24 protein-coding genes are annotated in these 24,014 nt (G+C 66.9%); 7 read left to right on the forward strand and 17 right to left on the reverse strand.

Features of this window, described 5'->3' with window-relative positions; genetic code table 11:
* Positions 1 to 189 precede the first annotated feature (189 nt).
* A complete protein-coding gene (locus tag G7Z99_RS03030; RefSeq protein WP_181091912.1) occupies positions 190 to 699 on the reverse strand; it encodes a flavin reductase family protein in 510 nt (169 codons plus the stop codon).
* A gap of 244 nt (positions 700 to 943) precedes the next feature.
* On the opposite strand from G7Z99_RS03030, the gene G7Z99_RS03035 reads away from it, so the two are divergent.
* Positions 944 to 1,087: a hypothetical protein gene (locus tag G7Z99_RS03035; RefSeq protein WP_181092299.1), complete on the forward strand. Its 144-nt coding sequence runs from the start codon at positions 944 to 946 to the stop codon at positions 1,085 to 1,087.
* A gap of 121 nt (positions 1,088 to 1,208) precedes the next feature.
* Here G7Z99_RS03035 and G7Z99_RS03040 read toward each other — a convergent pair whose 3' ends face one another.
* The 4 genes from G7Z99_RS03040 to G7Z99_RS03055 form a co-directional block, all read right to left on the reverse strand.
* Positions 1,209 to 1,430: a hypothetical protein gene (locus tag G7Z99_RS03040; protein ID WP_181091914.1), complete on the reverse strand. Its 222-nt coding sequence runs from the start codon at positions 1,428 to 1,430 to the stop codon at positions 1,209 to 1,211.
* A gap of 87 nt (positions 1,431 to 1,517) precedes the next feature.
* Complete coding sequence (locus G7Z99_RS03045) at positions 1,518 to 1,748, reverse strand: hypothetical protein (protein WP_181091916.1); 231 nt, start codon at positions 1,746 to 1,748, stop codon at positions 1,518 to 1,520.
* Positions 1,736 to 2,650, reverse strand: coding sequence for an alpha/beta fold hydrolase (locus G7Z99_RS03050; RefSeq protein WP_181091918.1), 915 nt, complete (start codon positions 2,648 to 2,650; stop codon positions 1,736 to 1,738). Before G7Z99_RS03050 ends, G7Z99_RS03045 begins: the two co-directional genes overlap by 13 nt.
* 28 nt (positions 2,651 to 2,678) lie before the next feature.
* Positions 2,679 to 3,962 (reverse strand): Gfo/Idh/MocA family protein, encoded by a 1,284-nt coding sequence (locus G7Z99_RS03055; protein ID WP_181091920.1) that lies wholly within the window; start codon positions 3,960 to 3,962, stop codon positions 2,679 to 2,681.
* A gap of 351 nt (positions 3,963 to 4,313) precedes the next feature.
* Here G7Z99_RS03055 and G7Z99_RS03060 point away from each other — a divergent pair, with 351 nt between their 5' ends.
* Positions 4,314 to 5,027, forward strand: coding sequence for a YebC/PmpR family DNA-binding transcriptional regulator (locus tag G7Z99_RS03060; protein WP_181091922.1), 714 nt, complete (start codon positions 4,314 to 4,316; stop codon positions 5,025 to 5,027).
* Positions 5,028 to 5,107: 80 nt separating this feature from the next.
* Here G7Z99_RS03060 and G7Z99_RS03065 read toward each other — a convergent pair whose 3' ends face one another.
* The 5 genes from G7Z99_RS03065 to ribBA all read right to left on the reverse strand — a co-directional run bounded on the left by G7Z99_RS03065 (position 5,108) and on the right by ribBA (position 10,358).
* Positions 5,108 to 6,256: an ABC transporter ATP-binding protein gene (locus G7Z99_RS03065; RefSeq protein WP_181091924.1), complete on the reverse strand. Its 1,149-nt coding sequence runs from the start codon at positions 6,254 to 6,256 to the stop codon at positions 5,108 to 5,110.
* 19 nt (positions 6,257 to 6,275) lie between these two features.
* Complete coding sequence (locus G7Z99_RS03070; RefSeq protein WP_181091926.1) at positions 6,276 to 7,085, reverse strand: ABC transporter permease; 810 nt, start codon at positions 7,083 to 7,085, stop codon at positions 6,276 to 6,278.
* A gap of 6 nt (positions 7,086 to 7,091) precedes the next feature.
* On the reverse strand, positions 7,092 to 8,003 hold the full coding sequence (locus tag G7Z99_RS03075) for an ABC transporter permease (protein WP_181091928.1): 912 nt from the start codon (positions 8,001 to 8,003) through the stop codon (positions 7,092 to 7,094).
* Complete coding sequence (locus G7Z99_RS03080) at positions 8,000 to 9,025, reverse strand: ABC transporter substrate-binding protein (RefSeq protein WP_181091930.1); 1,026 nt, start codon at positions 9,023 to 9,025, stop codon at positions 8,000 to 8,002. The genes G7Z99_RS03075 and G7Z99_RS03080 overlap by 4 nt, the downstream gene beginning before the upstream one ends.
* A gap of 226 nt (positions 9,026 to 9,251) precedes the next feature.
* A complete protein-coding gene (gene ribBA, locus G7Z99_RS03085) occupies positions 9,252 to 10,358 on the reverse strand; it encodes a bifunctional 3,4-dihydroxy-2-butanone-4-phosphate synthase/GTP cyclohydrolase II (protein ID WP_181091932.1) in 1,107 nt (368 codons plus the stop codon).
* Positions 10,359 to 10,436: 78 nt separating this feature from the next.
* Between ribBA and G7Z99_RS03090 the strand changes: the two genes are divergently transcribed.
* Complete coding sequence (locus G7Z99_RS03090; protein WP_181091934.1) at positions 10,437 to 10,730, forward strand: DUF1330 domain-containing protein; 294 nt, start codon at positions 10,437 to 10,439, stop codon at positions 10,728 to 10,730.
* A 439-nt stretch (positions 10,731 to 11,169) separates the two neighbouring features.
* Here the strand turns inward: G7Z99_RS03090 and G7Z99_RS03095 are convergent, their stop codons facing one another.
* The gene (locus G7Z99_RS03095) at positions 11,170 to 11,799 is read right to left on the reverse strand and encodes a nucleotidyltransferase family protein (RefSeq protein ID WP_181091935.1); all 630 of its coding nucleotides are present in this window, start codon (positions 11,797 to 11,799) and stop codon (positions 11,170 to 11,172) included.
* A 74-nt stretch (positions 11,800 to 11,873) separates the two neighbouring features.
* Here G7Z99_RS03095 and G7Z99_RS03100 point away from each other — a divergent pair, with 74 nt between their 5' ends.
* From G7Z99_RS03100 to G7Z99_RS03110, 3 genes are read left to right on the forward strand one after another with little or no spacing between them, the layout of a single operon-like run.
* Positions 11,874 to 12,392, forward strand: a complete 519-nt coding sequence (locus tag G7Z99_RS03100) for a (2Fe-2S)-binding protein (RefSeq protein WP_181091937.1) — start codon at positions 11,874 to 11,876, stop codon at positions 12,390 to 12,392.
* On the forward strand, positions 12,389 to 13,378 hold the full coding sequence (locus tag G7Z99_RS03105; RefSeq protein ID WP_181091939.1) for an FAD binding domain-containing protein: 990 nt from the start codon (positions 12,389 to 12,391) through the stop codon (positions 13,376 to 13,378). Before G7Z99_RS03100 ends, G7Z99_RS03105 begins: the two co-directional genes overlap by 4 nt.
* Positions 13,375 to 15,582 (forward strand): xanthine dehydrogenase family protein molybdopterin-binding subunit, encoded by a 2,208-nt coding sequence (locus tag G7Z99_RS03110; RefSeq protein WP_181091941.1) that lies wholly within the window; start codon positions 13,375 to 13,377, stop codon positions 15,580 to 15,582. The genes G7Z99_RS03105 and G7Z99_RS03110 overlap by 4 nt, the downstream gene beginning before the upstream one ends.
* A gap of 42 nt (positions 15,583 to 15,624) precedes the next feature.
* Here G7Z99_RS03110 and G7Z99_RS03115 read toward each other — a convergent pair whose 3' ends face one another.
* The 4 genes from G7Z99_RS03115 to G7Z99_RS03130 all read right to left on the reverse strand — a co-directional run bounded on the left by G7Z99_RS03115 (position 15,625) and on the right by G7Z99_RS03130 (position 20,332).
* A complete protein-coding gene (locus tag G7Z99_RS03115) occupies positions 15,625 to 17,682 on the reverse strand; it encodes a TonB-dependent receptor family protein (protein ID WP_258196945.1) in 2,058 nt (685 codons plus the stop codon).
* A gap of 65 nt (positions 17,683 to 17,747) precedes the next feature.
* Positions 17,748 to 18,122: a RidA family protein gene (locus tag G7Z99_RS03120; RefSeq protein ID WP_181091943.1), complete on the reverse strand. Its 375-nt coding sequence runs from the start codon at positions 18,120 to 18,122 to the stop codon at positions 17,748 to 17,750.
* 162 nt (positions 18,123 to 18,284) lie between these two features.
* Positions 18,285 to 18,836: a YbhB/YbcL family Raf kinase inhibitor-like protein gene (locus G7Z99_RS03125; protein WP_181091945.1), complete on the reverse strand. Its 552-nt coding sequence runs from the start codon at positions 18,834 to 18,836 to the stop codon at positions 18,285 to 18,287.
* Between the two features lie 161 nt (positions 18,837 to 18,997).
* Positions 18,998 to 20,332, reverse strand: coding sequence for an MFS transporter (locus G7Z99_RS03130; protein ID WP_181091947.1), 1,335 nt, complete (start codon positions 20,330 to 20,332; stop codon positions 18,998 to 19,000).
* A gap of 286 nt (positions 20,333 to 20,618) precedes the next feature.
* Between G7Z99_RS03130 and G7Z99_RS03135 the strand changes: the two genes are divergently transcribed.
* Positions 20,619 to 21,494, forward strand: a complete 876-nt coding sequence (locus G7Z99_RS03135) for an AEC family transporter (RefSeq protein ID WP_181091949.1) — start codon at positions 20,619 to 20,621, stop codon at positions 21,492 to 21,494.
* 3 nt (positions 21,495 to 21,497) lie between these two features.
* Here G7Z99_RS03135 and G7Z99_RS03140 read toward each other — a convergent pair whose 3' ends face one another.
* Together G7Z99_RS03140 and G7Z99_RS03145 are read right to left on the reverse strand one after the other, a co-directional pair.
* On the reverse strand, positions 21,498 to 22,610 hold the full coding sequence (locus tag G7Z99_RS03140) for an enoyl-CoA hydratase/isomerase family protein (protein ID WP_181091950.1): 1,113 nt from the start codon (positions 22,608 to 22,610) through the stop codon (positions 21,498 to 21,500).
* 274 nt (positions 22,611 to 22,884) lie between these two features.
* On the reverse strand, positions 22,885 to 23,889 hold the full coding sequence (locus G7Z99_RS03145; RefSeq protein ID WP_181091952.1) for an aldo/keto reductase: 1,005 nt from the start codon (positions 23,887 to 23,889) through the stop codon (positions 22,885 to 22,887).
* Positions 23,890 to 24,014: the final 125 nt, after the last annotated feature.

A 24,014-nucleotide genomic window follows, 5' to 3' on the forward strand; every position in this document is an offset into this window, starting at 1 on the left:
GCATTCCTTATCGGCGCTTGGGTGAAGGGAGGAGGGGCGAAATCTCCCACGGTCTGTACTGCGCGAACAGTCAGAAGCGGATCTAGTCCCTCCTCCTCCCTTCAAGTCCTACCATACAAGCGGCCCCCGTGCCGCGATCGGGCCCGCTAGGGACCGCACCATGGCGCCGCGGTACGTCCTGGTAAGCACTCACGCAAACTGCCCATACCGCCCATTCGAATACAGCAACGACGCATGCGCCGAGTGCCAGCAGTGCAGCACCTCGGCGATGATCACCAGGTGCGAACCGACCTGGGACAGCTCGCGCACCTCGCAATCGAACCCTGCGCTGCTCGCTTCCAGCGCCGGGTTGCCGCTAGGCAGGCGGTGCCAGGCGTGCTCGCCGAAACGCTGCTCGGGCAGCAGGCGTCCGGCGAAATCGCTGGCCAGTTCCTGGGCGTCGGCCCGCAGCACGTTGACGCAGAAGCGCCGCTGCGCCACGAGCTGGGCATGCAGGCTGGCCGACTGATTGATGGCGATCAGCACCGTCGGTGGGTCGGCGGTGATCGAGGTGAAGGCCGTCGCGGTCATCCCATAGTCGCCGTCGTCACCAGCGCAGGTGATCACGTTCACCGACGCTGCGGTGTTGCGCATGGCTTGCTTGAAGGCGGCAGCGTCGAGCAGCGGGGCGGTCGGTCGTTCAAGGGCGTGGACGGTCATGGAGCACTCGCAAATCGGGGTGGGGGGCCAGGCCAGAGGCCGGGTCGCGGGAACATGGAACGCACCTTAGGGTGATTCGAAACACTTTGTAAAATACCGATCAGGCCTATGGTGATAACCAACGGTTCAGCGGGCATGGCAGCCTGGCGTCGCCATTGTCCGGGGGTGTCGTACATGCAGTGCATCGAACCCATTCGGCCTGGCCACACTCCAACCAGGCGACACCCTTCGAAGAGGACGCACCATGAACCCTGAGACAGCCGGTACGGAAGAGCAAGGCCCAAGCGGCGTGCCGTTCATCAATGACCCGGAAAAACCGGCCTCGCGTCGGCAGGTCGATGAACAGGAGCGTGAGGACGACGACATCGTCGACGACCCGGAGCCCTGAAGGGAGGGTGGGGCCAGCCAACGGCAGGCGCCGATACGGCTGGCCACCGGGCCTGCTCGAGTGACCTGGTCGACAGTTGCGCCACGACCTGTACGAAGCCGTGGCGTGCGCCGGGCAGGACTCAGCGGTTGAGCTTGCGCTCCACTTCGGCCGACTTTTCTTTCAGCGTCTCGACGTTCTGCTCCATCACCTTGGTGCCCACCGGTGGCACCACTTCACCCGCCACCTTGGCCGGGCCGTCTTCCTCGCGCATCACGCGCTCGGCCACATTGACCTCTTTGCCCTCGGCATCGGTAGGAACGGCATCGTTCGGGCGTTCCGGGACGTCTTTGTAATCGCTCATGCTAGCCTCTCCTGTGTTCGGTCAGCGTTAGAGAAGCGCACACGCGGCAGAGTTCAAGCGCGCCTGCAGCACGCCACGGTACCTTCGTCAGTGAGCGCCACCATGCACCCAGGCCAGGTAGTCGTCGCACAGCGCCTCCGGCAGCTTGGGCAGCAGCTGGTCGGCCGCGCGCAAGCCATCGGCGGTACGGGTCCATTGGGCAATCCAGGCATACAGGCGCATCTGCGAGACCGGGCAGGGCGCCAGCTGGTGTTGCAACTGTTCGGCCAGGCGCGCGATGCGGGCCAGGTTGTCATCCAAGGTGCTTATCGGGTCCATGGCAGAACGACCCCCGTGTGGGTGAAAAGGGCGGTGACCGCTTCGGCAAAGGCCGCAGGTGCCTCCTGCGGCACGTTGTGGCCAATCCCCGGCAGCACCTGGCGTCGCAATACCTGGCGAAAGCCGCGGCGTGCATCCGCGTCGGGCCGGGGTGGGGCCACGCCATCGTCGGCGCCCGCCAGCAGGACGCTGGGCACCTCGATCGTCGGCTGCAGCGCCAGGTGCGCCTCGATCGACTGGTAGGCAGGGTCACCCGCCACCAGGCCGAACCGGTGACGGTAGGAATGGGCGACCACCTCCACGAAGTCTGGATGATCGAAGGCCTGTGCCGTGGCGGCGTAGGTCTGCTCATCGAAGGCCCACGACGGCGACCACTGACGCCACAGCAGCTGGCAGAAGGCATGGCGATGGGCATGCAGCCCAGCCTTGCCGCGCTCGCCATGCAGGTAGTACTGGTACCACAGGCGATGCTCGGCCTCAGGCGCGACCGGGCGGCCTGCCGTGGCGATGTGCTGGATGTTGTAACCCGGCTCGGCGCTGACCAGGCCCATGACTCGCTCAGGCCACAGGGCAGCGACCACACAGGCCGCCCGACCGCCCCAGTCGTAACCGGCCAGCACCGCGCGCTCGATCGCCAGGGCGTCGAGCAGGGCCAGCAGGTCGGCCCCCAGCGCGGCCTGCTCGCCGGAGCGAGGCGTGGCAGGGTCCAGGAACCGCGTACCGCCATAGCCACGCAGGAACGGCACCACGCAGCGCAGGCCCTGCGCGGCCAGGCGAGGCACCACCTCGTCGAAGGCGTGCACGTCGTAGGGGAAGCCATGCAGCAGGACGGCCACAGGGGCATCCCTGGGGCCTTCGTCACGGTAGGCGACGCTCAGCACGCCTGCTTCGACCCGGTTCATGCAGGTCTCCTCCCCTCGGCAAGGCGCATCACGCCTTGCCCCGGAACCGATCGAGGCCTTCCACCACGGGCAGCTTGACCGGTTGGCCGGTGCGGGCGCTTTCGTAGATGGCTTCCATCAGCTTGTGATCCTGCACGCCTTCTTCGCCGGGGGTGTGGGGTTGGCGATCGTGCAGCACGCAGTCGGCCATGTGATCGAGCTCCTGGGTGAATTGGTTCTTCGGCTGCAGGGTGATCTCGCCGTTGCGCGTGGCGTCGTCCGCGCGCTCGATGATCGACAGGCGCTGGCCTGTGTAGGCGAAGGCATTGGGCATGTCGATCGCGGCGCTTTCCAGGTTCAAACGCTGGTACTTGTCATCGCGCCCGCCATAGCTGGTCAGGCAGTTGGCGACCGTGTGCGAAGGGAAGCGCAGGGTGAACTGCACGGTCTCCTCGACCTCGGCGAAACGCGGGTCGCCAGCTGGCGAATAGACACTGGCGTAGACCTCGACCGGCTCCTCGCCGGTGATGAAGCGCGCCGTGTTGAGGCAGTACAGGCCGATGTCGACCAGCGAGCCGCCGCCGGCCATGTCCTTCTTGTGGCGCCACTGGCGCTCGCCATCCTCGGCCACGGTCTGCGTGTTGATGCCGTGGTAGGCCACCAGGCGCCCCTGCTTCTTGTCACGCACCAGCTGCTTGACGTGCAGGTTGTAGGGCTCGTACTGGATCCGGTAGGCGACCATCAGCTTGACCTTGGCCTGCCGGCACACTTCGACCATCGCCTGGCCCTGCTGGGAGCTGATCGCCATCGGTTTTTCGGTGAGTACGTGCTTGCCGGCCTTGGCCGCCCGCTCGCAGAACTCGAGGTGCATGGCATTGGGCAGGACGATGTACACCACCTGCACGTCGGGGTTGTCGCGGATGCGGTCGAAGTCGTCGTAGCTGTAGCAGGCCTCGGGCGCGATGCCGTACTGGCGGGCCACCGCCTGCAGCTTGTCCGGGGTGCCGGAGACCAGCGCCACCGGCTTGGCGTAGAGCGACTGGGCGAAGGCGGGGAGGATCTGCTCGAGCGACAGCCGGCCCAGTCCGACGATGGCGAACCCGACCCGCTGCTCGGGTGGCAAGGGCGCAGGCGGTGGCGAGGAGGGCGAGTCGGCAGGCCCGCGCCAGGCCGGGAACGTCACCTTGCCGCCTTCGACCGTGCCGACGTCCACTGCCGTCGGGGAGGCATAGCCCTGGGCCATGACCTGGGGCGCAAGAGCAGCGGTCGAGGCGCCGACGGCCATCCACTTGCACAGGCTGCGGCGGTTGAGTTCCGGGGTTTTACAGGTCATGGGGCGTCCTCGCGAGGGTGTTCCATGGCCACGGCGTGGCCTGGGCTGGGGGCGTGCTTATGCATGCCGACCGGCGTGCAGGAGGACTGGTTTCACCGGATGTGAGGGCCGTCGATCAGTGGTGGGCGGGCAGGCGCGCCCCATGGGGCTGACAGGGCCGGGCGCTGGCGCCTGACGGGCAGGCTGCACCTATGAAACGCCGCGTGCCGAGCGTTCCCGTCGGAGAGGCCGCCCCATGGGCGTGGCCTGCAACCGTCACCCGTTCCTTGTCGATCTCCCGCCAACGGCGTATAAACTGCACCCCTTTGCCGGTCGCTTCCTGAACCGGCCGTTGAACCGAAGAGAGTCGACATGGGCGCACAGTGGAAAGCCAAACATAAAGAAGCCGCAGCCAATGCCAAAGGCAAGATCATGGGCAAGCTGGCCAAGGAACTTCAGATCGCCGCCAAGAACGGCGCCGACCCGGACATGAACCCGCGCCTGCGCCTGGCCGTGGAGCAGGCCAAGAAGGCCTCGATGACCCGCGAGACCCTCGAGCGCGCCATCCGCAAAGGCGCCGGCCTGGACGGCGATACCGTGCAGTACACCGCGGTCACCTACGAAGGCTTCGCACCGCACCGTGTGCCGCTGATCGTCGAGTGCCTGACCGACAACGTCAACCGCACCGTCGCCGAGATCCGCGTGGCCTTCCGCAAGGGTCAGCTTGGCGCCAGTGGTTCGGTCGCCTGGGACTTCAACCATGTCGGCCTGCTCGAAGCCACCCCCGACAGCGCGGACGCCGACCCGGAAATGGCGGCGATCGAAGCCGGTGCCCAGGACTTCGAAGCCGGTGAGGAAGAGGGCTCGACCCTGTTCATCACCGACACCACCGACCTCGACGCCGTGCAGAAGGCCTTGCCCGAGCACGGCTTCACCGTGACCTCGGCGAAGATCGGCTACACCCCGAAGAATCCGATCAGCGCCGCCAGCCTCAGCGCCGAGGCCCTGGCCGAAGTCGAAGCGTTCCTCGAGAACATCGACAACCACGACGACGTGCAGAACGTCTACGTCGGTCTGACCGAGTGATCGACAGCGGGGTGGGGCAGGCCAAGTCCTGACCTGTCCCCGCACGCGAGCCACCGACGGGCACGCGCCAGACGCCGGCGTCAGTGCGCGCCGGCGGACTTGCTCAGGTCGCTGGGCGACCACTGCGTGTACACGCAGGCATCGGCCACCGCCCAGCGCACCTTCACCGTGTCGCCCGGCTTCATCGGCATGCCGGCGGCAGACAGCGCCTTGACTGTCAGTTCCGTGCCGCCGGCCGTGACCACGTGGCAGGTCTGGCTCTCGCCCAGGAACAGCACTTCCGTCACCTTGGCCTGTACCTCGTTCCAGCCCCCGGGCAGGGGCTCTCGGCGAGCCTGTTCGTCGCTCAGCGCCAGGGCCTTTTCCGGCCGCACCATCACCAGCGCCTCCTGGCCTGACGCCAGCCCCGGCGTCAGGCGCATCGCCAGCGGTTGGCCCTCGAAGCTGCCTGCACCCTCGCCGTGGGTAGTGATCTTGAGGAAGTTGGAGTTGCCCAGGAACGAGGCGACGAATGCGTTCGGCGGGTTCTGGTACAGGTCGTAGCCGCTGCCCAGCCCGACGATCTTGCCGTGGCTGAAGATCGCGATGCGCTGGGACAGGCGCATGGCTTCTTCCTGGTCGTGGGTCACGTAGACGATGGTGATGCCCAGGCGCCGGTGCAGCTGGCGCAGCTCGTCCTGCAGGTCTTCGCGCAGCTTCTTGTCCAGCGCGCCCAGCGGCTCGTCCATCAGCAGGATGCGCGGCTCGTACACCAGCGCACGGGCGATCGCCACCCGTTGCTGCTGACCCCCCGACAGCTGGGCCGGGCGCCGGTGGGCGAAGCTGTCCAGCTGCACCAGCTTGAGCATCGCGTCGACCCGCTTGGCCGTCTCGCTGGCGCTCAGCTTGCGGATCGCCAGCGGGAAGGCGATGTTGTCGCGCACCGACAGGTGCGGAAACAGCGAGTAGCGCTGGAACACCATGCCGATGTCGCGCTTGTGCGGCGGCACCTTTACCAGCGACTGGCCTTCGACCAGGATCTCGCCGCTGCTGGGCGTCTCGAAGCCGGCCAGCATCGACAGCGTGGTGGACTTGCCCGAGCCGCTGGAGCCGAGGAAGGTCAGGAACTCACCGTCCTGGATCTCCAGGTCGAGGTTGTCCACGGCGGTGAAGTCGCCGTAATGCTTGTTCAGGTTGCGCAGGCTGACCAGGGTCTTGGGCTGCGCGGATGGGTTGCGGACTGCACTCATTGTGATTGTCTCCGGGCGCTCAGGCGCTGACTTCGTTGCGCCGGCGCAAGGCAGCGGCGATGACCATGACCAGGACCGACAGGCCGATCAGCAGCGTCGAGGCGACGGCGATCACCGGGGTCAGGTCCTGGCGCAGGGTGGTCCACATCTTCACCGGCAGGGTCTGCAGGTTGGGGCTGGCCATCATCACGCTGAGCACCACCTCGTCCCAGGAGACCAGGAAGGCGAACAGCGCACCGGCGATCATCCCAGGACGAATCGCCGGGAACGTCACCTTGACGATCGCCTGCACGCGCGAGGCGCCGCAGATCACCGCGGCGTCCTCGATCGACTGGTCGAACAGCTTGAGCGAGTTGATGATCGAGATGATGGTGAACGGCAAGGCGACGATCACATGGCTGACCACGAACGACACCAGCGTGCCGGTGTAGCCGAGCTTGAGGAACAGCGCATAGACCGCCACCGCGATGATCACCAGCGGCACGATCATCGGCAGGGTGAACAGGCCGTAGAGCATCTCGCGCCCTGGGAAACGCCCGCGCACCAGGGCGAACGCCGTCGGCAGGCCGAGCAGTACCGCGCAGACGGTGGTGAGGATCGCGACCTTCAGGCTGGCCAGGGCCGCGTCCATCCACTCGGGGTTGGAAAAGAACTGGCCGTACCACTTGAGCGTCCAGCCAGGCGGCGGGAAGACCAGCCACTGCGAGGAGCCGAACGACAGCAGCACGATGAACACGATCGGCAGCAGCAGGAAGGCCGCGATCAGGCCCGTGGTGGTGTACAGACCCACCCGCAGAGGACGGCTCATGGCGTTGGGGGACAGCAGCATGATGGCTTACCTCGCGTTGCCGACCGGGGACTCCGGTTGCAGCTTCAGGAAGAAGAAGAACAGCACCAGGGTGATCAACACCAGCAGTGCCGCAGCGGCGCTGGCCAGACCCCAGTTGAGGAACGACTGCACCTGCTGGATGATGAACTCGGGCAGCATCATGTTCTGCGCGCCGCCGAGCAGGGCCGGGGTCACGTAGTAGCCCAGCGACATCACGAAGACCATCAGCGCCCCCGAGAACAGCCCCGACCGGCACAGCGGCAGGAACACCCGGAAGAAGTTGGTCCACGGGCTGGCGCCGCAGATCGAGCCGGCCTGCAGCACCATCGGGTCGATGGCGTGCATGGTCGCCTGCAGGGGCAGCACGATGAACGGGATCATGATGTAGCTCATGCCGATCACCACGCCCGTGAGGTTGTGCACCATCTCCAGCGGGGCATCGATGATGCCCAGAGCCATCAAGGCCTTGTTGATCACGCCCGAGGCCTGCAGCAGCACCAGCCAGGAGTAGGTGCGCGCCAGCAGGCTGGTCCACATCGACAGCAGGACGATGTTCAGCAGCCAGCGACCCCAGCCCTTGGGCACCAGGGTGATGGCCCAGGCCAGAGGGAAGCCCAGCAGCACGCTGATCACCGTCACCAGGCCCGCCACCGAGAAGGTGTTGAACAGCACCCGCGCATACGCCGAGTTGGCGAACAGCTGCTCATAGTTGCCCAGGCCTGGCACTGGCTCCAGCACGCCGCGCAGCAGCAGGCCGATCAGCGGGGCGAAGAAGAACAGGCCGAGAAACAGCAGGGCCGGCAGCAGGTTGCGGCTGCCGCGCCAGCGCTGGCCCAGGGGCGGGCGGCGCGAGGCCGCCGGCGACGCACCAGGGTCGGCACCCTGCGCGCTCTGCAAGGCATTGATGGCGACTTTCATTTGACCAGCCACTCGTTCCAGCGGGCGGCGATGGCCTGGCCGTTCTTGGCCCAGTAGGCGAAGTCCAGGGTGATCTGATCACTGACGTGGGCGGTCGGCAGGTTGGGAGCCAGCGCCGGCTTGAGTTTTTCGACGCTGTCGAGGTTGACCGGGGCGTAAGCGGTCAGGTTGGCGAACTCGGCCTGGCCTTCGGCGCCGCTGGCGTTGGCCAGGAACTTCATGGCGGCGTCCTTGTTCTTGGCGCCCTTGGGCACGACCAGGAAGTCGGCCATGACCAGGTTCTGCTTCCAGCTCACGCCGACCGGGGCACCGTCCTGCTGCAAGGCATAGACACGGCCGTTCCAGAACTGCCCGAGCGACGCTTCGCCGGAGGCCAGCAGCTGCTGGGATTGCGCGCCGCCGCCCCACCAGACGATGTCCTTCTTGATGGTGTCGAGCTTCTTGAACGCACGGTCCAGGTCCAGCGGGTAGAGCTTGTCGGCCGGCACGCCGTCGGCCAGCAGGGCCAGTTCGAGCACGCCAGGGCTCGGCCACTTGTACAGGGCCCGCTTGCCAGGGTAGGTCTTGGTGTCGAACAGCGCCGACCAGTCGACCGGCTTGCTGGCGCCCAGCTTGCCTTCGTTGTAGCCGAGCACGAAGGAGAAGAAGAACGAGCCGACGCCATGGTCGGAGACGAAGCGCGGGTCGATGCGGTCGCGCTGGATGGTGGTGAAGTCCAGCGGCTCGAGCAGGCCTTCACTGGCCGCTCGCAGGGCGAAATCGGCTTCGACGTCGACCACGTCCCACTGCACGTTGCCGCTTTCGACCATGGCCTTGAGCTTGCCGTAGTCGGTCGGGCCGTCCTGCACGACCTTGATGCCGGTGGCCTTGGAGAAGGGTTCGGCCCAGGCTTGCTTCTGGGCGTCCTGGGTGGTCCCGCCCCAGCTGACGACGTTCAGGCTGTCGGCCGCGATGGCGGTATGGCAGGCCAGGGTCAGCAGGCTGGCGGACAGCACTGCGCTTACACGTTTGCTCAACTGCATGGTTACACCCTCGTGACTTTTGTTATTCGAGGCGAGTGTTCCGATGTGACTCGCCCTGTATGCGGGGAGTGGCTAGATACCGTGTCGCAGGGCCGTGGTGGGACGTGAGCGCGGCCTGGGCTTTCAAGGTCTACGGGATATCATATTATGGTATTCCAAACTTTTCGCAAGCATTGTTGGCGACCGGCCATCACTCTGCCGACCGGTCGGCCCACCGGCGGGCGCGTCAGGCGAAGGGAATGCTTTGCACCACCTCCAGTTCGTAGCCCGCCAACCCTGCGTACTTGAGCGGCGGGCCCAGGTGACGGAGCTTGCCGACCCCCAGGTCCTGCAGGATCTGCGCACCGGTGCCGACTTCGGAATAGGTCTGTACCTGGCCACGGCGGTAGGGGCGAGGCGGCTGGGTCAACTGGGGCACGCGTTCGAGCAGCGCTTGCGACGACTCGTGGTTGGCCAGCACGACCACCACCCCGGCGCCCTCGGCCGCCACGCGCTCCAGGGCGGCCCACAGCGTCCAGTTCGCAGGCCCGGTGTACTCCGCCCCGACCAGGTCGCGCAAGGGGTCGATGGCGTGTACGCGCACCAGGGTCGGCTGGTCGCGGCGGATCTCGCCCATCACCATGGCCATGTGCACGCCGCCTTCGATACGGTCCTCGTAGGTCACCAGGCGGAAGGTGCCATGCACGGTCGGCAGCTCGCGCTCGCCGATGCGTGCGATGGTGTGCTCGGTGCTCAGGCGGTGATGGATGAGGTCGGCGATGGTGCCGATCTTGATGCCGTGTCGCGCGGCGAACACTTCCAGGTCCGGGCGACGCGCCATGCTGCCGTCGTCGTTGAGCACCTCGACGATGACCGACGCCGGGCTGAACCCGGCCAGGCGGGCCAGGTCACAGCCGGCCTCGGTGTGCCCGGCCCGGGTCAGCACACCGCCTTCACGGGCGCGCAACGGGAAGATGTGCCCTGGCTGCACCAGGTCCTCGGGCCGTGCATCGGGTGCCATGGCGGCGGCCACGGTACGGGCCCGGTCGGCGGCGGAGATCCCCGTGGTGACCCCCTGCGCCGCTTCGATCGACACGGTGAAGGCCGTGCTGAACGCGCTGCCGTTGCTCGGCACCATCTGCTCCAGGCCCAGCCGCTGGCAATGCTCGTCGGTCAGGGTCAGGCAGATCAGCCCACGGGCCTCGCGCGCCATGAAATTGATCACCGAGGCGTCACAGCGCTCGGCGGCGATCAGCAGATCGCCCTCGTTCTCCCGGTCTTCGTCGTCCACCAGCAGGACCATCTTGCCTTGGCGGTAGTCGTCGAGCAGTTCTTCGATGCGGTTGAAAGCCATGGGCACGCTCACCTGTCACAGGGTTGTTTTTGTGGTATACCATCATACACAAATACACTGCCTACAGGAGCGTCACCCATGAAAGCCTACTGGATCGCCCACGTCGACGTGACCGACCCGCAGCAGTACCAGCAGTACACCCAGCGCGCGCCGGCTGCGTTCGCCGCCCATGGCGGACGCTTCCTGGCCCGCGGCGGGCGCAGCGAAGCGCTGGAGGGCCGGCCGACGCCCCAGCGCAGCGTGGTGATCGAGTTTGACAGTTACGAACAGGCGCTGGCGTGCTACCGCTCCGAGGCCTACCAGGAGGCTTGCCAGTATCGTCAGGGCGTGGCCAAGGCCGAGGTGATCATCGTCGAAGGCTTCGCGCCCTGATCGCCAGACTGCGAGCCGACACCCATTGGCAGACGAACGCGCTCACCCGTCGCTGCACCGCAGCAGTGCAGGACATCGCGGTCCCCTGTGGGAGATTCTATGGTTTCTACCAAGTGTGATGTGGGCCCTGTGGGCCCAATCGCGGCCGGTCCGGCGCCCCGGCAGGGGCCGCTCCTACACCCGTAGCCGCACCACGGCATCGCAGGCAATCGCAGTCCCCTGTGGGAGCGGCCCCTGTGCCGCGATTGGGCCCGCAGGGCCCACGAAGGTCTATAGTTAATTCCTTTTAAATCAACAAGTTATTTTATGTTCTGTGAGGGCGTGCTTGCCCGCGATGCAGGCGGTGACGGACCAGACGCTATCGCGGGCAAGCCCGCCCACGTGGACCGCGACTGCCTGTACCACTGCAGCCCGTCCAGCGCCCCGGCAGGGGCCGTTCCTACAGAAGAGTGCGCTCGTCTGGATGACTGGGACAGGCCAGATCGCCCGCCACATCGACATCACGCACGATCCCCGAATCATTCACCGTCACGTGCACGCAGGCCTGCCCATGCGCGGCAATTACCGCCTTGCCACCCTGATCGCCGGTCAACGTGGCCAGGGCTGGCCAGAACGCGCGCCCGAAGATGACCGGTTGCCCGCGCTCGCCGGCGTACCAGGGCAGCACGATGCGCAAGGGGTGAGCATGACTGCGTAGTTCACGCAAGGTCGCCTGGGTGATCCAGGGCATGTCGCCCAGCAGAATCGCCACGCTGTCCGCCTCCGAGGCCGCCAGCAAATGCCCGATACCTGCCGCCAGGCTGGCGCCCATGCCGCGCTCGGCCTGCGGGCTGCGAATCACCGAGACGTCGTCGGGCACCCCTAGCGTGCGAGCGTCGTCGTCCTCGCGCAGCACGACCCACAGCGCCTCGAAGGCCGTTCCCGTCCGGGCCAGCGTCGCTGCCAACAAGGTGTGCGCATCGTTCAGGCGTGCACGGCGCTTGTCGGCCCCGAAGCGACGGCCGAACCCGGCGGCCAGGACCAGCCCGGCGCAGCCGCCGGTCCGGGGGATGATTTGCTCTGAACACATGGCCAAACGCTCCGGTCGTATCTGGAAGATGCAGCTGACTGCACATTCGCCTATCCACCGTGAGACTGTTTCCCATGAGCGAGTTCAATCCGGCGTCGCACGCCGCTTCACCGGGCCAGGCGATCAGCCTGACCATCAATGGCCAGGCCCACCACGTGCAGGTGCACCCCTGGATCACGCTACTGGACCTGCTACGCGATCGACTGGACTTGGTCGGCAGCAAGAAAGGCTGCGACCACGGCCAATGCGGCGCGTGCACGGTGCTGCGCAATGGCAAGCGGGTCAACGCCTGCCTGACCTTGGCGGTGATGTGCGACGGCGACCAGCTGACCACCATCGAAGGGCTGGCCGAGGGTGACCAGCTGCACCCGCTGCAAGAGGCGTTCATCCGCCACGACGCTTTCCAGTGCGGCTACTGCACCCCCGGACAGATCTGTTCGGCCCTGGGGCTGGCCCACGAAGGCAAGGTCCGCACCCGCGCCGAGATCCAGGAACACATGAGCGGCAACCTGTGCCGCTGCGGCGCCTACAGCAACATCGTCGATGCCGTGGCCGAGGCCTTGCCGCTGATTCACGGAGGGCGCAGCGCATGATTCCGTTCGCCTACGAGAAACCCACCAGCATCGAGCAAGCGGTTCGCCTGGCGGACGCCAACAGCCGCTACATCGCCGGCGGTACCAACCTGGTCGACCTGATGAAGGAAAACGTCGAGCGCCCCGAGCGGCTGGTCGACATCAACGGCCTGACCGCGTTGCGAGGCGTGCGCGAGACCGAGCAGGGCGGCGTCTGGGTCGGTGCGCTGGAAAGCAATGCTGACCTGGCCTGGCACCCGCTGATCGAGCAACGCTACCCGTTGCTGTCCCAGGCGATCCTGGCCGGGGCCTCGCCGCAGCTGCGCAACATGGCCAGCACCGGCGGCAACCTGCTGCAGCGCACCCGCTGCTATTACTTCTACGACACTGCCGTGCCATGCAACAAGCGTGAGCCTGGCAGTGGCTGCCCGGCCCGCGACGGCCTGAACCGCGCCCACGCCATCCTCGGTGCCAGCGAGGCCTGCGTGGCGGTTCATCCGTCCGACATGTGCGTGGCCCTGGCCGCACTGGCGGCCGTCGTCCATGTGCACGGCCCGGACGGTGAGCGGCAGATCGCCTTCGCCGACTTCCACCGCCTGCCTGGCGACACGCCGCACCACGACAACCACTTGAAGGCCGGCGAACTGATCACCGGCATCGAGCTGCCGCCGGCGGCATTCGGCCAACACGTCAGCTACGTCAAGGTGCGCGACCGCGCGTCCTATGCCTTCGCCCTGATCGCCGTGGCGGCGGCGCTTGAGGTGAAGGACGGCAAGATCGACGAGGTCCGCGTGGCCTTGGGCGGCGTGGCACACAAACCCTGGCGTCAGGCCACGGCGGAAAGCGCCGTGCGCGGTCAACCGGCCAATGCGCAGACCTACGCGGCATTGGCCGATCAGGTCCTGGCAGGGGCTCAGCCGCTGTCGCAGAACGCCTTCAAGGTCGAACTGGCGCACAACGCCATCGTCCGCGCACTGACCACCGCCGCCCAGGGGAGCGCCCAATGAAACCTGTCGAACTGGCCTGCGGCCGCCCCATGGACCGCGTCGACGGCCCTGCGAAAGTCACCGGCAAGGCACGGTATGCCGCCGAATTCCCGCAAGAAGGCCTGCTCTACGGCAGTGTCGTGTCCAGCCACGTGGCCCGTGGCCGGGTACGACACATCGATTGCGAAGCGGCCTTGAACGTCCCGGGTGTGATCGACGTGCTGCACCACCGCAACCGGCCCCGGCTGGCCGGCGAGGACGAGCAGTACAGCGACGACGATGCCGCCGACGGCTCGCCGTTCCGGCCCTTGTACAACAGCCGTGTGCTCTACAGCGGTCAACCGTTGGCACTGGTGGTAGCCGAAAGCCAGGAACTGGCGCGGTACGCCGGTTCGCTGATCCGCATCGAGATCGATGCCGAGCCTCACGAGACGGACCTGCTGTCGTCTCTGGAACGTGCCCATGATGCGCCAGCCGAGCTTCCCGAGGCGCGTGGCCACTTCGAGCAGGCCTACGCCAGCGCACCGTTCAAGGTGGACGCGACCTATACCACCCCGATCGAACACCACAATCCCATGGAGCCCCATGCGTCGACGGTGATCTACAAGCCCGACGGCAGCCTGGAGGTGCATGACAAGACGCAGGGCACCCAGAACTGTCGCACTTACCTGCACACCGTGTTCGGCATCCCCGAGGACAAGCTGCGCGTGCTGGCCGCCTACGTCGGTGGTGCGTTCGGTTCCGGATTGCGACCTCAGTACCAGCTGCCCCTGGCCGTGATGGCGGCGCTGCAGCTCAAGCGCTCGGTGCGCGTGGTGCTGACGCGCCAGCAGATGTTCACCTTCGGCTACCGGCCCCGTACCCAACAGCGTCTGCGCCTGGCCGCCGATGCTGAGGGGCACCTGCAGGCCATCTCCCATGATGCGGTAGGGCAGACGTCGCGTTTCGAGGACTTCTCCGAGCACGTCGTGGAGTGGAGCGGCATGCTCTACCGCTGCGACAACGTGCGCTTCGGTTACAAGCTGGCGCCGCTGGACGTCTACACACCGCTGGACATGCGTGCGCCGGGCGCCGCGCTGGGGCTGATCGGCCTGGAGTGCGCCATGGACGAACTGGCCAGTGCGGTCGACATGGACCCTGTCGCGCTGCGGATCGCCAACTTCACCGACACCAACGCCAACGAGGGCAAGCCCTACACGAGCAAGGCCCTGCTGGACTGCTATCGCCAAGGTGCCGAGGCCTTCGGGTGGGCCCGGCGTGATCCTCGACCGGCCAGCCGTCTCGAAAACGGCCAACGCATCGGCTGGGGCATGGCCGGCGGCGTATGGGAGGCCATGCAGATGAAGGCCAGCGCCAAGGCCTGCCTGGACCTCGACGGCCACCTGACGGTCAGCAGCGCCACCACCGACATCGGCACGGGCACCTACACCGTGATGACCCAGATCGCCGCCGATGCCATGGGCCTGGCCCCCGAGCAGGTCACGTTCAAGCTGGGCGACTCCTCGCTGCCGACCGCGCCCCTGCAAGGCGGCTCGTTCACCGTCTCGTCGGTCGGTTCGGCGGTGCGCCAGGTGTGCGAAGTGCTGCGCGCCAAGCTGATTCAGGCCGTGCGCGACCAGCACCCGGAACTGAAGGCCTTCGGCGTCGAGGCGTTCGTCATCGACGGCCCGCAGGTGTGCGTGGGCGAACACCGCTTCGCCCTTACCGAGATCCTTCGACAGACGCCGGAGGACGCCCGTGAGGCGTTGATCGAGAGCGAGCCCGGCGCACGCCGTGAAAGCTTCTCCACGGCAAGCCACTCGGCCGTGTTCGTCGAGGTGCAGATCGACGAAGACCTGGGCACGATCCGCGTCACGCGGGTGGTCAGCGCCATCGCCGCCGGCCGGGTGATCAACCCCAAGACCGCTCGCAGCCAGATCCTGGGCGGGGTCGTGTGGGGGCTGGGCATGGCGTTGCAGGAGGAGACGCACACCGACCATGCGCTGGGACGGTACATGAACCACAACCTGGCCGAGTACCACATTCCGGTGAACGCCGACATCGGTGACATCGAGGTGATCTTCGTCGACGAGCCTGACGAGATCGTCAACGCGCTGGGGTCCAAGGGTGTTGGCGAAATCGGCATCGTCGGTGTCGCCGCGGCGGTGGCCAACGCCATCTGCCATGCGACCGGCAAGCGGTTGCGTGACTTCCCGCTGACCTTGGACAAAGTGCTGGAAGGGTAGCCCAACGCCCGCAGGCACGGGGGAACGCCCCCGTGCCCGGCTTCAGAACTGGTAGGCCACACCTGCGCCGGCGTACCAGGAACGCCCTGGCGCCGCCTCGTAGTAACGGCCATTGCCGTCCCCCACGATCACCGAGCCGACGTACTGACGGTCCAGCAGGTTGTCCAGGCGCACGGTCTGGTGGAAAGCCCAAGGGCCCACGTGCTGATCCAGCCGCACGCGTCCGTTGAACACCGTGTAGCCTGGCGCTGCGCGTTCGGTGTTGCTGTCTTCGACGAATACACGGCTGCGGTATTGGCCTTCCATGCCCAGGCTCATGCCAGACGCCGGCTTCCAGACCAGTTCGCCGAACAGGCTGCTGCGCGGTACCCCAGGCAGTCGATTGCCGCGCTCGATCCGGCTGCTGCCGGTGAGCACGTCGTCCTGGTACGTGGCCTGCAGCAGGGTGTAGGCCAGCCGCGCCTGCCACTGTGCGTTCAGATCGCTCTGCACGCTGAGTTCCAGGCCCCGACGCAAGGTCTTGCCGGCATTCGTGTAGCTGGTGCGTCCATCCTTCGCGCTGTCGACCACCACCTCGTCCTGGGTGCGAATCTCGAACAGTGCCGCATTGACCCGTGTAGCGCTCCCCAGACGCGCCTTGAGGCCGGCCTCGTATTGCAGGCTGGTGGCCGGTTGCAGGTCGAAGTTGAACCCCTCGACCTGGCCCGGTGCATAGGCCATCTCGGCCTGGGTCGGCGTTTCGAAGGCCGAGCCGACGCTCAGGTAACCGTGTAGGTCAGGGGTGAAGGCATACAGCGCCGACAACGAGGGGGTCGCCCGTCGATAGCGGCGCGAGCCGCTGGCATCGCCATTGGCCAGGTAGTGATCGGCCACGTCCATGTCCAGGCTGCTGTAGCGCACGCCAGCTTCCAGCGTCCAGCGCTGCCACTCCCAGTGGGCCTGCACGTAGGGGTCGAGACGGGTGGCGGTGTCCACCTCGTCACGGCGTAGCTCACCCTTGACGCCCAGGGTGCTGCCGACGAAGTTCTGGTAGCCGCGGCGGTCATCCTGGCTACGGTCGTAGTCCAGGCCGGCGGTGAGGGTCAGGGCGCCAGGCGCTGCCGCGATCGGCTGGATCCAGCGCAGCGTGCCGCCGTGGTAGGCCCGGTCGAAGTCCACGACGCCACCGCCACGTCGGTTGGCCGGCGCAGCCGACGGGATCGACAGATACTGAACCACCTGACGTCGGCCGCTGTACAGGTTGACTTGCAAGGTGGCGTCGCCGAGGTAGCGCTCGTAGTTGAGGCCCAGTTGCTGCTGGTCGATGCTTTTGCGCGTGTCGTAGCGGCGCACATTGTCGGCGACCGAACGTGGGTCGTTTCGGTAGCCGGACCAAGTCTGTCCCAGGGGGTCCTGGGTGCCGTGCTGTTCGAGACTGCTGAAGATCAGCGCCACGCGGCTGTCGGCGTCCGGCTTGAAATGCCCCTTGGCGAAGGTCTGATCACGGCGCGCGGCACTGTGGTCGCGGTAGCCATCGGTGTCCATGCGCGAGGCGTCCAGCAGGAACCCGGCCTGCTCGCTGCCACCTTCGGCCTGTACATGCTGCTTGGCGAACCCGTCGCTGCCCATCAGGGTCTCGGCACCGAGGGTGCCGGGGCCGGCGCCGTCACGGGAGAACATCTGGATCACGCCGCCTGCATTGCTGCCATACAACGTCGAGGCCGGGCCGCGCAGGACTTCGATGCGCTCGGCCACGTCCAGGTTGAGCGACGCGGCCTGCCCCTGGCCGTCGGGGGTGCTGGCCGGAATCCCGTCGCTGATCAGTTTCAGCCCGCGGATGCCGAAGGCCGAGCGCGCGCCATAGCCGCGCGAGGAGATCTGCAAATCCTGGGCGTAGTTCTGCCGGTTCTGCACCACCAGCCCCGGTACGCGCGATAGGGCTTCGGACAGGTTGACGCCCAGTTGCCCGTCGGCGAACTGGGCGCGCTCCACGGTATCGACCGAAAAGGGCAGGTCGAAGCCGCTGGCCGGCGCAGCGCTGCCGGTGACCACCAGGGGTTCCAGCTCGCTGACCGGGGCCGCCTGGGCCTGAAGACAACTCGCCAGGCTGCACAGCAGCAGGGAGGACAAGGGTGAGGCCCTGGATGAAATCGCGTCGAGTCGACGTGCTGCGCAGACCGGTGCGTTCAACCCTTGGCCGCCATCGCCGTGACTTCCACGCGCATGCCCGGCACGGCCAGCTCGGCGACGCCGACGGCGGCACGAACGGGCCAGGGCTTCTTGAAGAAGCGCTGGTACACCTCGTTGAAGGCGGCGCGATCGGCCATGTCGGTGAGGTAGATGGTCAGGTGCAGGACACGGCCCAAGGAGCTGCCGGCTTGCTCGAGGGCGTCCTTCAGGGCCTGCAAGGTGCATTCGCTCTGCGCGGTGATGCTGCCCAGCTCGAGGCTGCCATCGGCGCGGGTCGGGATCTGGGTGGTCACCAGCAGGTCGCCGAAGCCGGCCACGTCGGAGGAGATCGATTCAGGGTCGGCGTCGGGCTTGAACGTGAGGTTGGCCATGGGCATTCCTTGTGCGTGGGGAGGAAAAGACAGCGCAGCCTACGCGAGCGCAAGGACGGGGTCGAGCGGGGAAGGGCGGTGTTCGGCGCGAGGCGTGCCGCCGACAGGGTCAGTCAGAAGACGAAAGCGGCCACGGGCTGGGCCTGTGGCCTGTGCAGCGGCTCACTGGCCGTAGGTGCCCACCAAGGTCTGCGCCCCCAGTGCATGCCCGTTCAGCGCCTTCATCAGGCCATCCCGGTCCAGGCCGGAGGGTAGCTGGGTCGGCGGCAGGTCGCTGGCGATCAGGGTCAGCACGTAGTGATGCGGGTTGTCGTCCTGGGGCGGGCAGGGGCCTTTGTAGGTCTCGGCGCCGGTGGAGTTGCGCCCGACGGTCAGCCAGTTCGAGCGGAACCGCGCCGCGCCGGCATCCAGTTTGCGCATGCGTGCATCGATGTTGTAGGCCACCCAGTGCACGACCCCCAGGCCTTTGTTGCCGTCGGGGTCGACCATCACCAGCGCGACCGAGCGCGTGCCCTTGGGCAGGTCGTACCAGCGAACGGCAGGCGACCAGTCCTTGCCACCGTCGCCGCACGATGGCCCCTTGCCGACCAGTTCCAGGGGCAGTGCCTTGCCGCTGTCGAACGAGTCCGACTCGATCTTCAGCGAATCGGCGTGGACGACGGGGCTGGCGGCGAAGGTCAAGGCGATCACGCAGGCAGGCAAGAGTGATTTCATGAGGGCGACGTCTCCGATGGCGATCGTAGGGCGGATCAGGCGGCGAGCGCCTGTCCACGTTACTCATACGGTAGACAGTTTTCGCGCGGTCCGCCGTCTGCCCTGCGATATTCACCGCGCGTCCTGGCCCCACCTGCAAGCGTTCGGCCGTGAGCGAGGCGCTAGCTGACGAGGTCGGCTTGCTTGCGGCGTGTCTCGTGCTCGGCGCCGTGCAGGTCTGCAGACGCTGGCGCGTCCAGTTCGACCGGCTCGCCGTGCTCCATGGCCGCGTGCATCAGGTCTTCGGTCACCCGCAGTTCGGCGCCGGTGAACGAGGAGGTGGTCGCCGGCGTGAACGGCGACGAGGCCACGGGTGCGGGCCGCTCGGTACGGCGCCAGAGGAAGAACGCGACCATCGCCGCATTGATCGCCGCGAAGGCCCAGAACAACCCGGCCTCGCCGAACCGGTTCATGACCGAGGAGATCGCCAGCGGGCTCATCGCCGAGCCCAGCGAGTTGATCAGCAGCAGGCCCTGGATCATCGGCACCAGCTCCTCGGCCGGTGCACGGTCGGCCGCATGGCTCACGGCCACCGGGTAGATCGCGAAGATGCCACCACCGAGCAGGAACAGTGCGCCCATCAGCAGGTAAGGCGAGGACGGCATGACCAGGATCGCCAGCGACAGGACCACGCACAGGCTGCCCAGGGCAATCAGTACGGTCTGCCGGTCGCGACGATCGGACCAGCGTCCGACCGGGTATTGCAGCACCATGGCGCCCAGGATGGCACAGGCCATCATGTGCCCGACCTCGGTGATGTCCATGCCGATGCGTTGCAGGTACAGCGGCAGCAGGGTATAGACCGCCGCGATGGCCACGCCTGAGCCGAAGCAGCCGATCAGGCCGGTCGGGGTCACGCCCAGCAGCTGGCGCGGCTTGAGCGGCTCGACCTTCTCCAGCAGCGGCGAGGCGCGTGGCAGGATCACGATCGGCACCACCGAGAGCGACGCCAGCATGGCCGCGACCATGAACGGGGCGGTGTCGCCCCAGCCGGCCAGCTCGCCCAGCTTGAGCTGGCCCAGCATGCCCGAACCGTACAATGCGATCATGTACAGCGCCAGCAGGCGCCCGCGCACCTTCGGGGCCGCCGCCAGCAGCAGCCAGCTTTCGATCACCAGGAACACCCCGACCGTGGCCCAGCCGCCGATCAGGCGCAGCACGGCCCAGGCCCAGGGATCGTAGAGCAGGCTTTGCAGCAGGATGGTCACGGCGATCAGCGAGGCGAAGCTGCTGTAGGCGCGGATGTGGCCGATGCGCAGGATCAGCCGATCGTTGAACAGCGCGCCCAACGTCAGGCCGATGAAATAGGCCGACGAGACGATACCGATCATGGTGGCCGATTCACCCGCGGCATCCAGGCGCAAGGTGGTGAGGGACGACAGGAAGCCATAGCCGAGACCGACGATGAACAACCCGAGCAGCGGTGCCAGCGCCATCGCCAGCAGATGCGGAGACATACAGACCTCAAGAGAAATAGGCAGACGGACGCCCGTCCAGAAGCACCCGGCGTCTTCAGGACGAAGACCAAGAAGGGGCCGATCGAGGCTGTAGGGAGCCGCTGGAAAGGTGCGCGGATTCTAGCCAAATCGCCTCGGCAAGGGGATGGGGCGAGCGGTCTTTTTCGCACCTCCCTGGTGCGACCGGATGCCGCAGGTAGCGCCATGCCCTGCCTGATGTGCGAACCGGTTGCCGAGGCAGGTGGCCACCCCCTAGGATGAACGGTTTCCAGGAAGAGACTCTGCCATGCTGGCTTCGCTGATCGCCATTCTGTCGCCCGTGTTCATCGTCGCCGGGCTGGGCTTCGCCTGGATCCGCAGTGGGGCCGACTACCCCACGGCGTTCGTCGCCCGGCTGGTGATGAACATCGGCACGCCCTGCCTGGTGCTGTCCACCCTCAGCCGCACGCACCTCGACCCTCAGGCCTTCACCAGCATGGCATTGGCCTGTACCGCAGGGCTGGCGATCATGGGCGTGCTCGGTTGGGCGATCAGCCGCCTGACGGGCCGGCACTGGCGGGTGCTGGTGCCGGCCTTCATGTTCCCGAACACCGGCAACATGGGCTTGCCGATCAGCCTGTATGCCTTCGGCGATTCAGGCCTGGCCCTGGCCGTGGCGTTCTTTCTCACCTTGTCGACCTTCCAGTTCACCCTGGGGATCGTGCTGTCGGGCGGCGCCGCGTCGTTCAGGTCGCTGGTGCGCAACCCCATCGTGATCAGCCTGGTGCTGGCCCTGCCGGTGATCTTTTTCGATCTGCACCTGCCACGCTGGCTGGCCAACACCGTCGACCTGCTCGGCGGCATGACCATCCCGCTGATGCTGCTGACGCTGGGCGTGTCGCTGGCCAGCCTGCGGTTGCGTCAGGTCGGCAGCGGGCTGGCACTGGGCGGGCTGCGGATCGTCCTGGGCGCGGCGGTGGGGTGGGGCGTGGGGCATGCACTGGCGCTGCAACCGCTCGAACAGGCCGTGCTGGTGATGCAGTCGGCCATGCCCGTGGCGGTGTTCAACTACCTGCTGGCGATTCGCGCCAATCAGTCGCCGGAGCAGGTGGCCAACCTGGTGATGTGTTCCACCGCCCTGTCGTTCGTGCTGCTGCCGGTGATCCTGGCCTGGTTGCTGTAGCGCCTACCAGCAGCCACCGTGCCGCGCCCAGGGCCGGCTCTCCGGGGAGAACCCCTCGAAGAAGCGTTGCGCGCGCTGTCGGGGCAGATCGGCCAGGGTGGGCGGGTTCCAGTGCGGCGTGCGGTCCTTGTCCACCAGCAGAGCGCGCACCCCCTCGAGCGCATCGCCCTGCTCGAACCATTGCTCGATCAGGTGCAGCTCCAGCGCGAAGCAGGTTTCCAGCGGCAGCTCACGTCCGTAGCGGATCAGCTCGAGCGCCACTGCCATGGCCGTGGGTGAGCACGCCTCCAGGTGCCGAGCGGTCGCCAGGGCCCAGTCGTGGCTGTCGCCGATGCTGACCGCGCGCAGTTGCTCGAGCATGCTCGGCACGTCAGACAGCCCGAAATAGTGATCGATCACCGGGCGCAGCCCCTTGAGCGGTGCGTCGGGCAGGATCTGGGTACCGAAGCGGGCCAGCACGCCTTGCAGGTCTTTGAGCGGTACGGTGCCGAAGGTCAGTCGGTCCAGGCGGTCGTCCAGCGCGGCCAGCTTGCGGCTGTCCAGGTACCAGTCGGCCAACCCGCAGAACAGGGCGTCGGCCGCACCGATCGAGTGGCCGCTGACGGCCAGGTAGGTACCCAGTTCGCCCGGCAGGCGCGACAGGAAGTAGCTCGAGCCGGCATCCGGGAAGCCGCCCAGTGTCACCTCCGGCATGCCGATCCGGCTGCGTTCGGTGACGATGCGCAGGTCGGCCGCCTGGGCCAGGGCCATGCCGGCGCCCAGGGTGTAACCGTCCATGAGCACCACCACCGGTTTGCGGTAGCGGTGAAGGGCCAGGTCCAGGGCGTATTCTTCGCGAAAGAAATCACGGTGCACGCTGTCGCCGGCCGTGTAGCTGTCGCAGAGCATGCGCAGGTCGCCTCCGGCGCAGAAGCCCTTGCTGCCTGCGCCGCGCAGCATCACGGCAACGATGTCGGGGTCGTCCGCCCAGGTGTCAAGCTGGCGCCGCAGCGTGCGCACCATGCTCAGGGTCAGGGCGTTGAGCCCTTGGGGGCGGTTGAGGGTGAGGTGGCCGATGCCATTGCGAACATCGATCGATACATTGCCTGCATGCAGCGCAGAAACGGCAGCGCTCATTATTGTCTCCCTGTCGTCTGATCACGTTCCTTCTACGAGACATCCGGCGCAGGGCGCGCGGACGCTCATAAGGTCGGACAACAGCGGACGCGCTAATGCTTAGTCGATCAGCAGGTTGGCAAGGTATGTGAGAGTCAAGGGCAGCGCCGGCGGGTTTTCCGGCGAGGGGCGCCCGTCAGGTTGTATCCAGTGTCTCTCACACTTGAGGTATTCGCTCACCTCGAAACACCGACTGGGTCAGGGCGCCGAGGTCCAGGCTCCACCGCCAGCGACCTCAGCGTGCCTTGCGCCCGCTGACGAAGTGCGCGATGTCGTTGAAGCCAGGGGTCGACGCGTGCCCGGGCGTGACCAGCGAATCGATGAACGCTTCATCCTCGGCGGTAAGGGTCACCTCCAGGGCGCCGGCATAGGTGTCCCACTGCGCCTCGGTACGTGGGCCGACGATGGCCGAGCTGACCAGGCGGTTGTTCAGCACCCAGGCGATGGCGAACTCGACGATGCCCACGCCCTTGGCCTCCACGTGGGCCTGGATGCGCTGGGCGACGGTCAGCGACTCCTGGCGCCATTCGACCTCCAGGATGCGCTTGTCCTGGCGGCCTGCGCGGCTGCCGGCCTCGGGCGTGCTGCCGGGGGCGTACTTGCCGCTCAGCACGCCACGGGCCAGCGGGCTGAACGGGACGATGCCCAGCCCGTGGAAGGCGGCGGCGGTGAGTTGCTCCGGCTCGGCCTGGCGGTTGACGATGTTGTACAACGGCTGGCTGACCACCGGCTTCTCCACGCCCAGGCGCTCGGCCACGTGGCACAGCTCGGCGATGCGCCACCCACGGAAGTTGGAGACGCCCCAGTAGCGGATCTTGCCCTGGCGCAGCAGGTCGCCCATGGCGCGCACGGTTTCTTCCAGTGGCACCTGGTGGTCCTCGCGGTGCAGGTAGTAGATGTCCAGGTAATCGGTGCCCAGGCGCGACAGCGAGGCGTCGATGGCATTGAACACGTGCTTGCGCGACAGGCCGCTGGCATTGGGCCGGTCGGCAGCGCCATAGCCGACCTTGGAGGCCACCACCCAGTCGTCGCGCCTGCGTGCCACCGCCTGGCCGACGAGCGTTTCGGAGCGCCCGCCGTTGTAGACGTCGGCGGTGTCGATGAAATTCACGCCCTGGTCCCAGGCCTTGTCGATGATGCGCAGGGCCTCGTCGTCCCCCGTCTGTTCGCCGAACATCATGCTGCCCAGGGTCAGGGCGGACACCTGCAGGCCACTTTGGCCCAGTGCACGGTAGATCATGTCGAAGGTCCTTTTTCAGTGAGGGGAGGAGTGTCGAGCGGCACGCGACACGGTGCAAGCGGTTCATGGTAGCGGCGCGTACCGGCGAGTCACGGCACGTGCCGTATCGGGGGACGTCACCGTAG

Origin of the sequence: Pseudomonas entomophila (assembly GCF_013523165.1) — a bacterium.
GTDB lineage: Bacteria > Pseudomonadota > Gammaproteobacteria > Pseudomonadales > Pseudomonadaceae > Aquipseudomonas > Aquipseudomonas entomophila_A.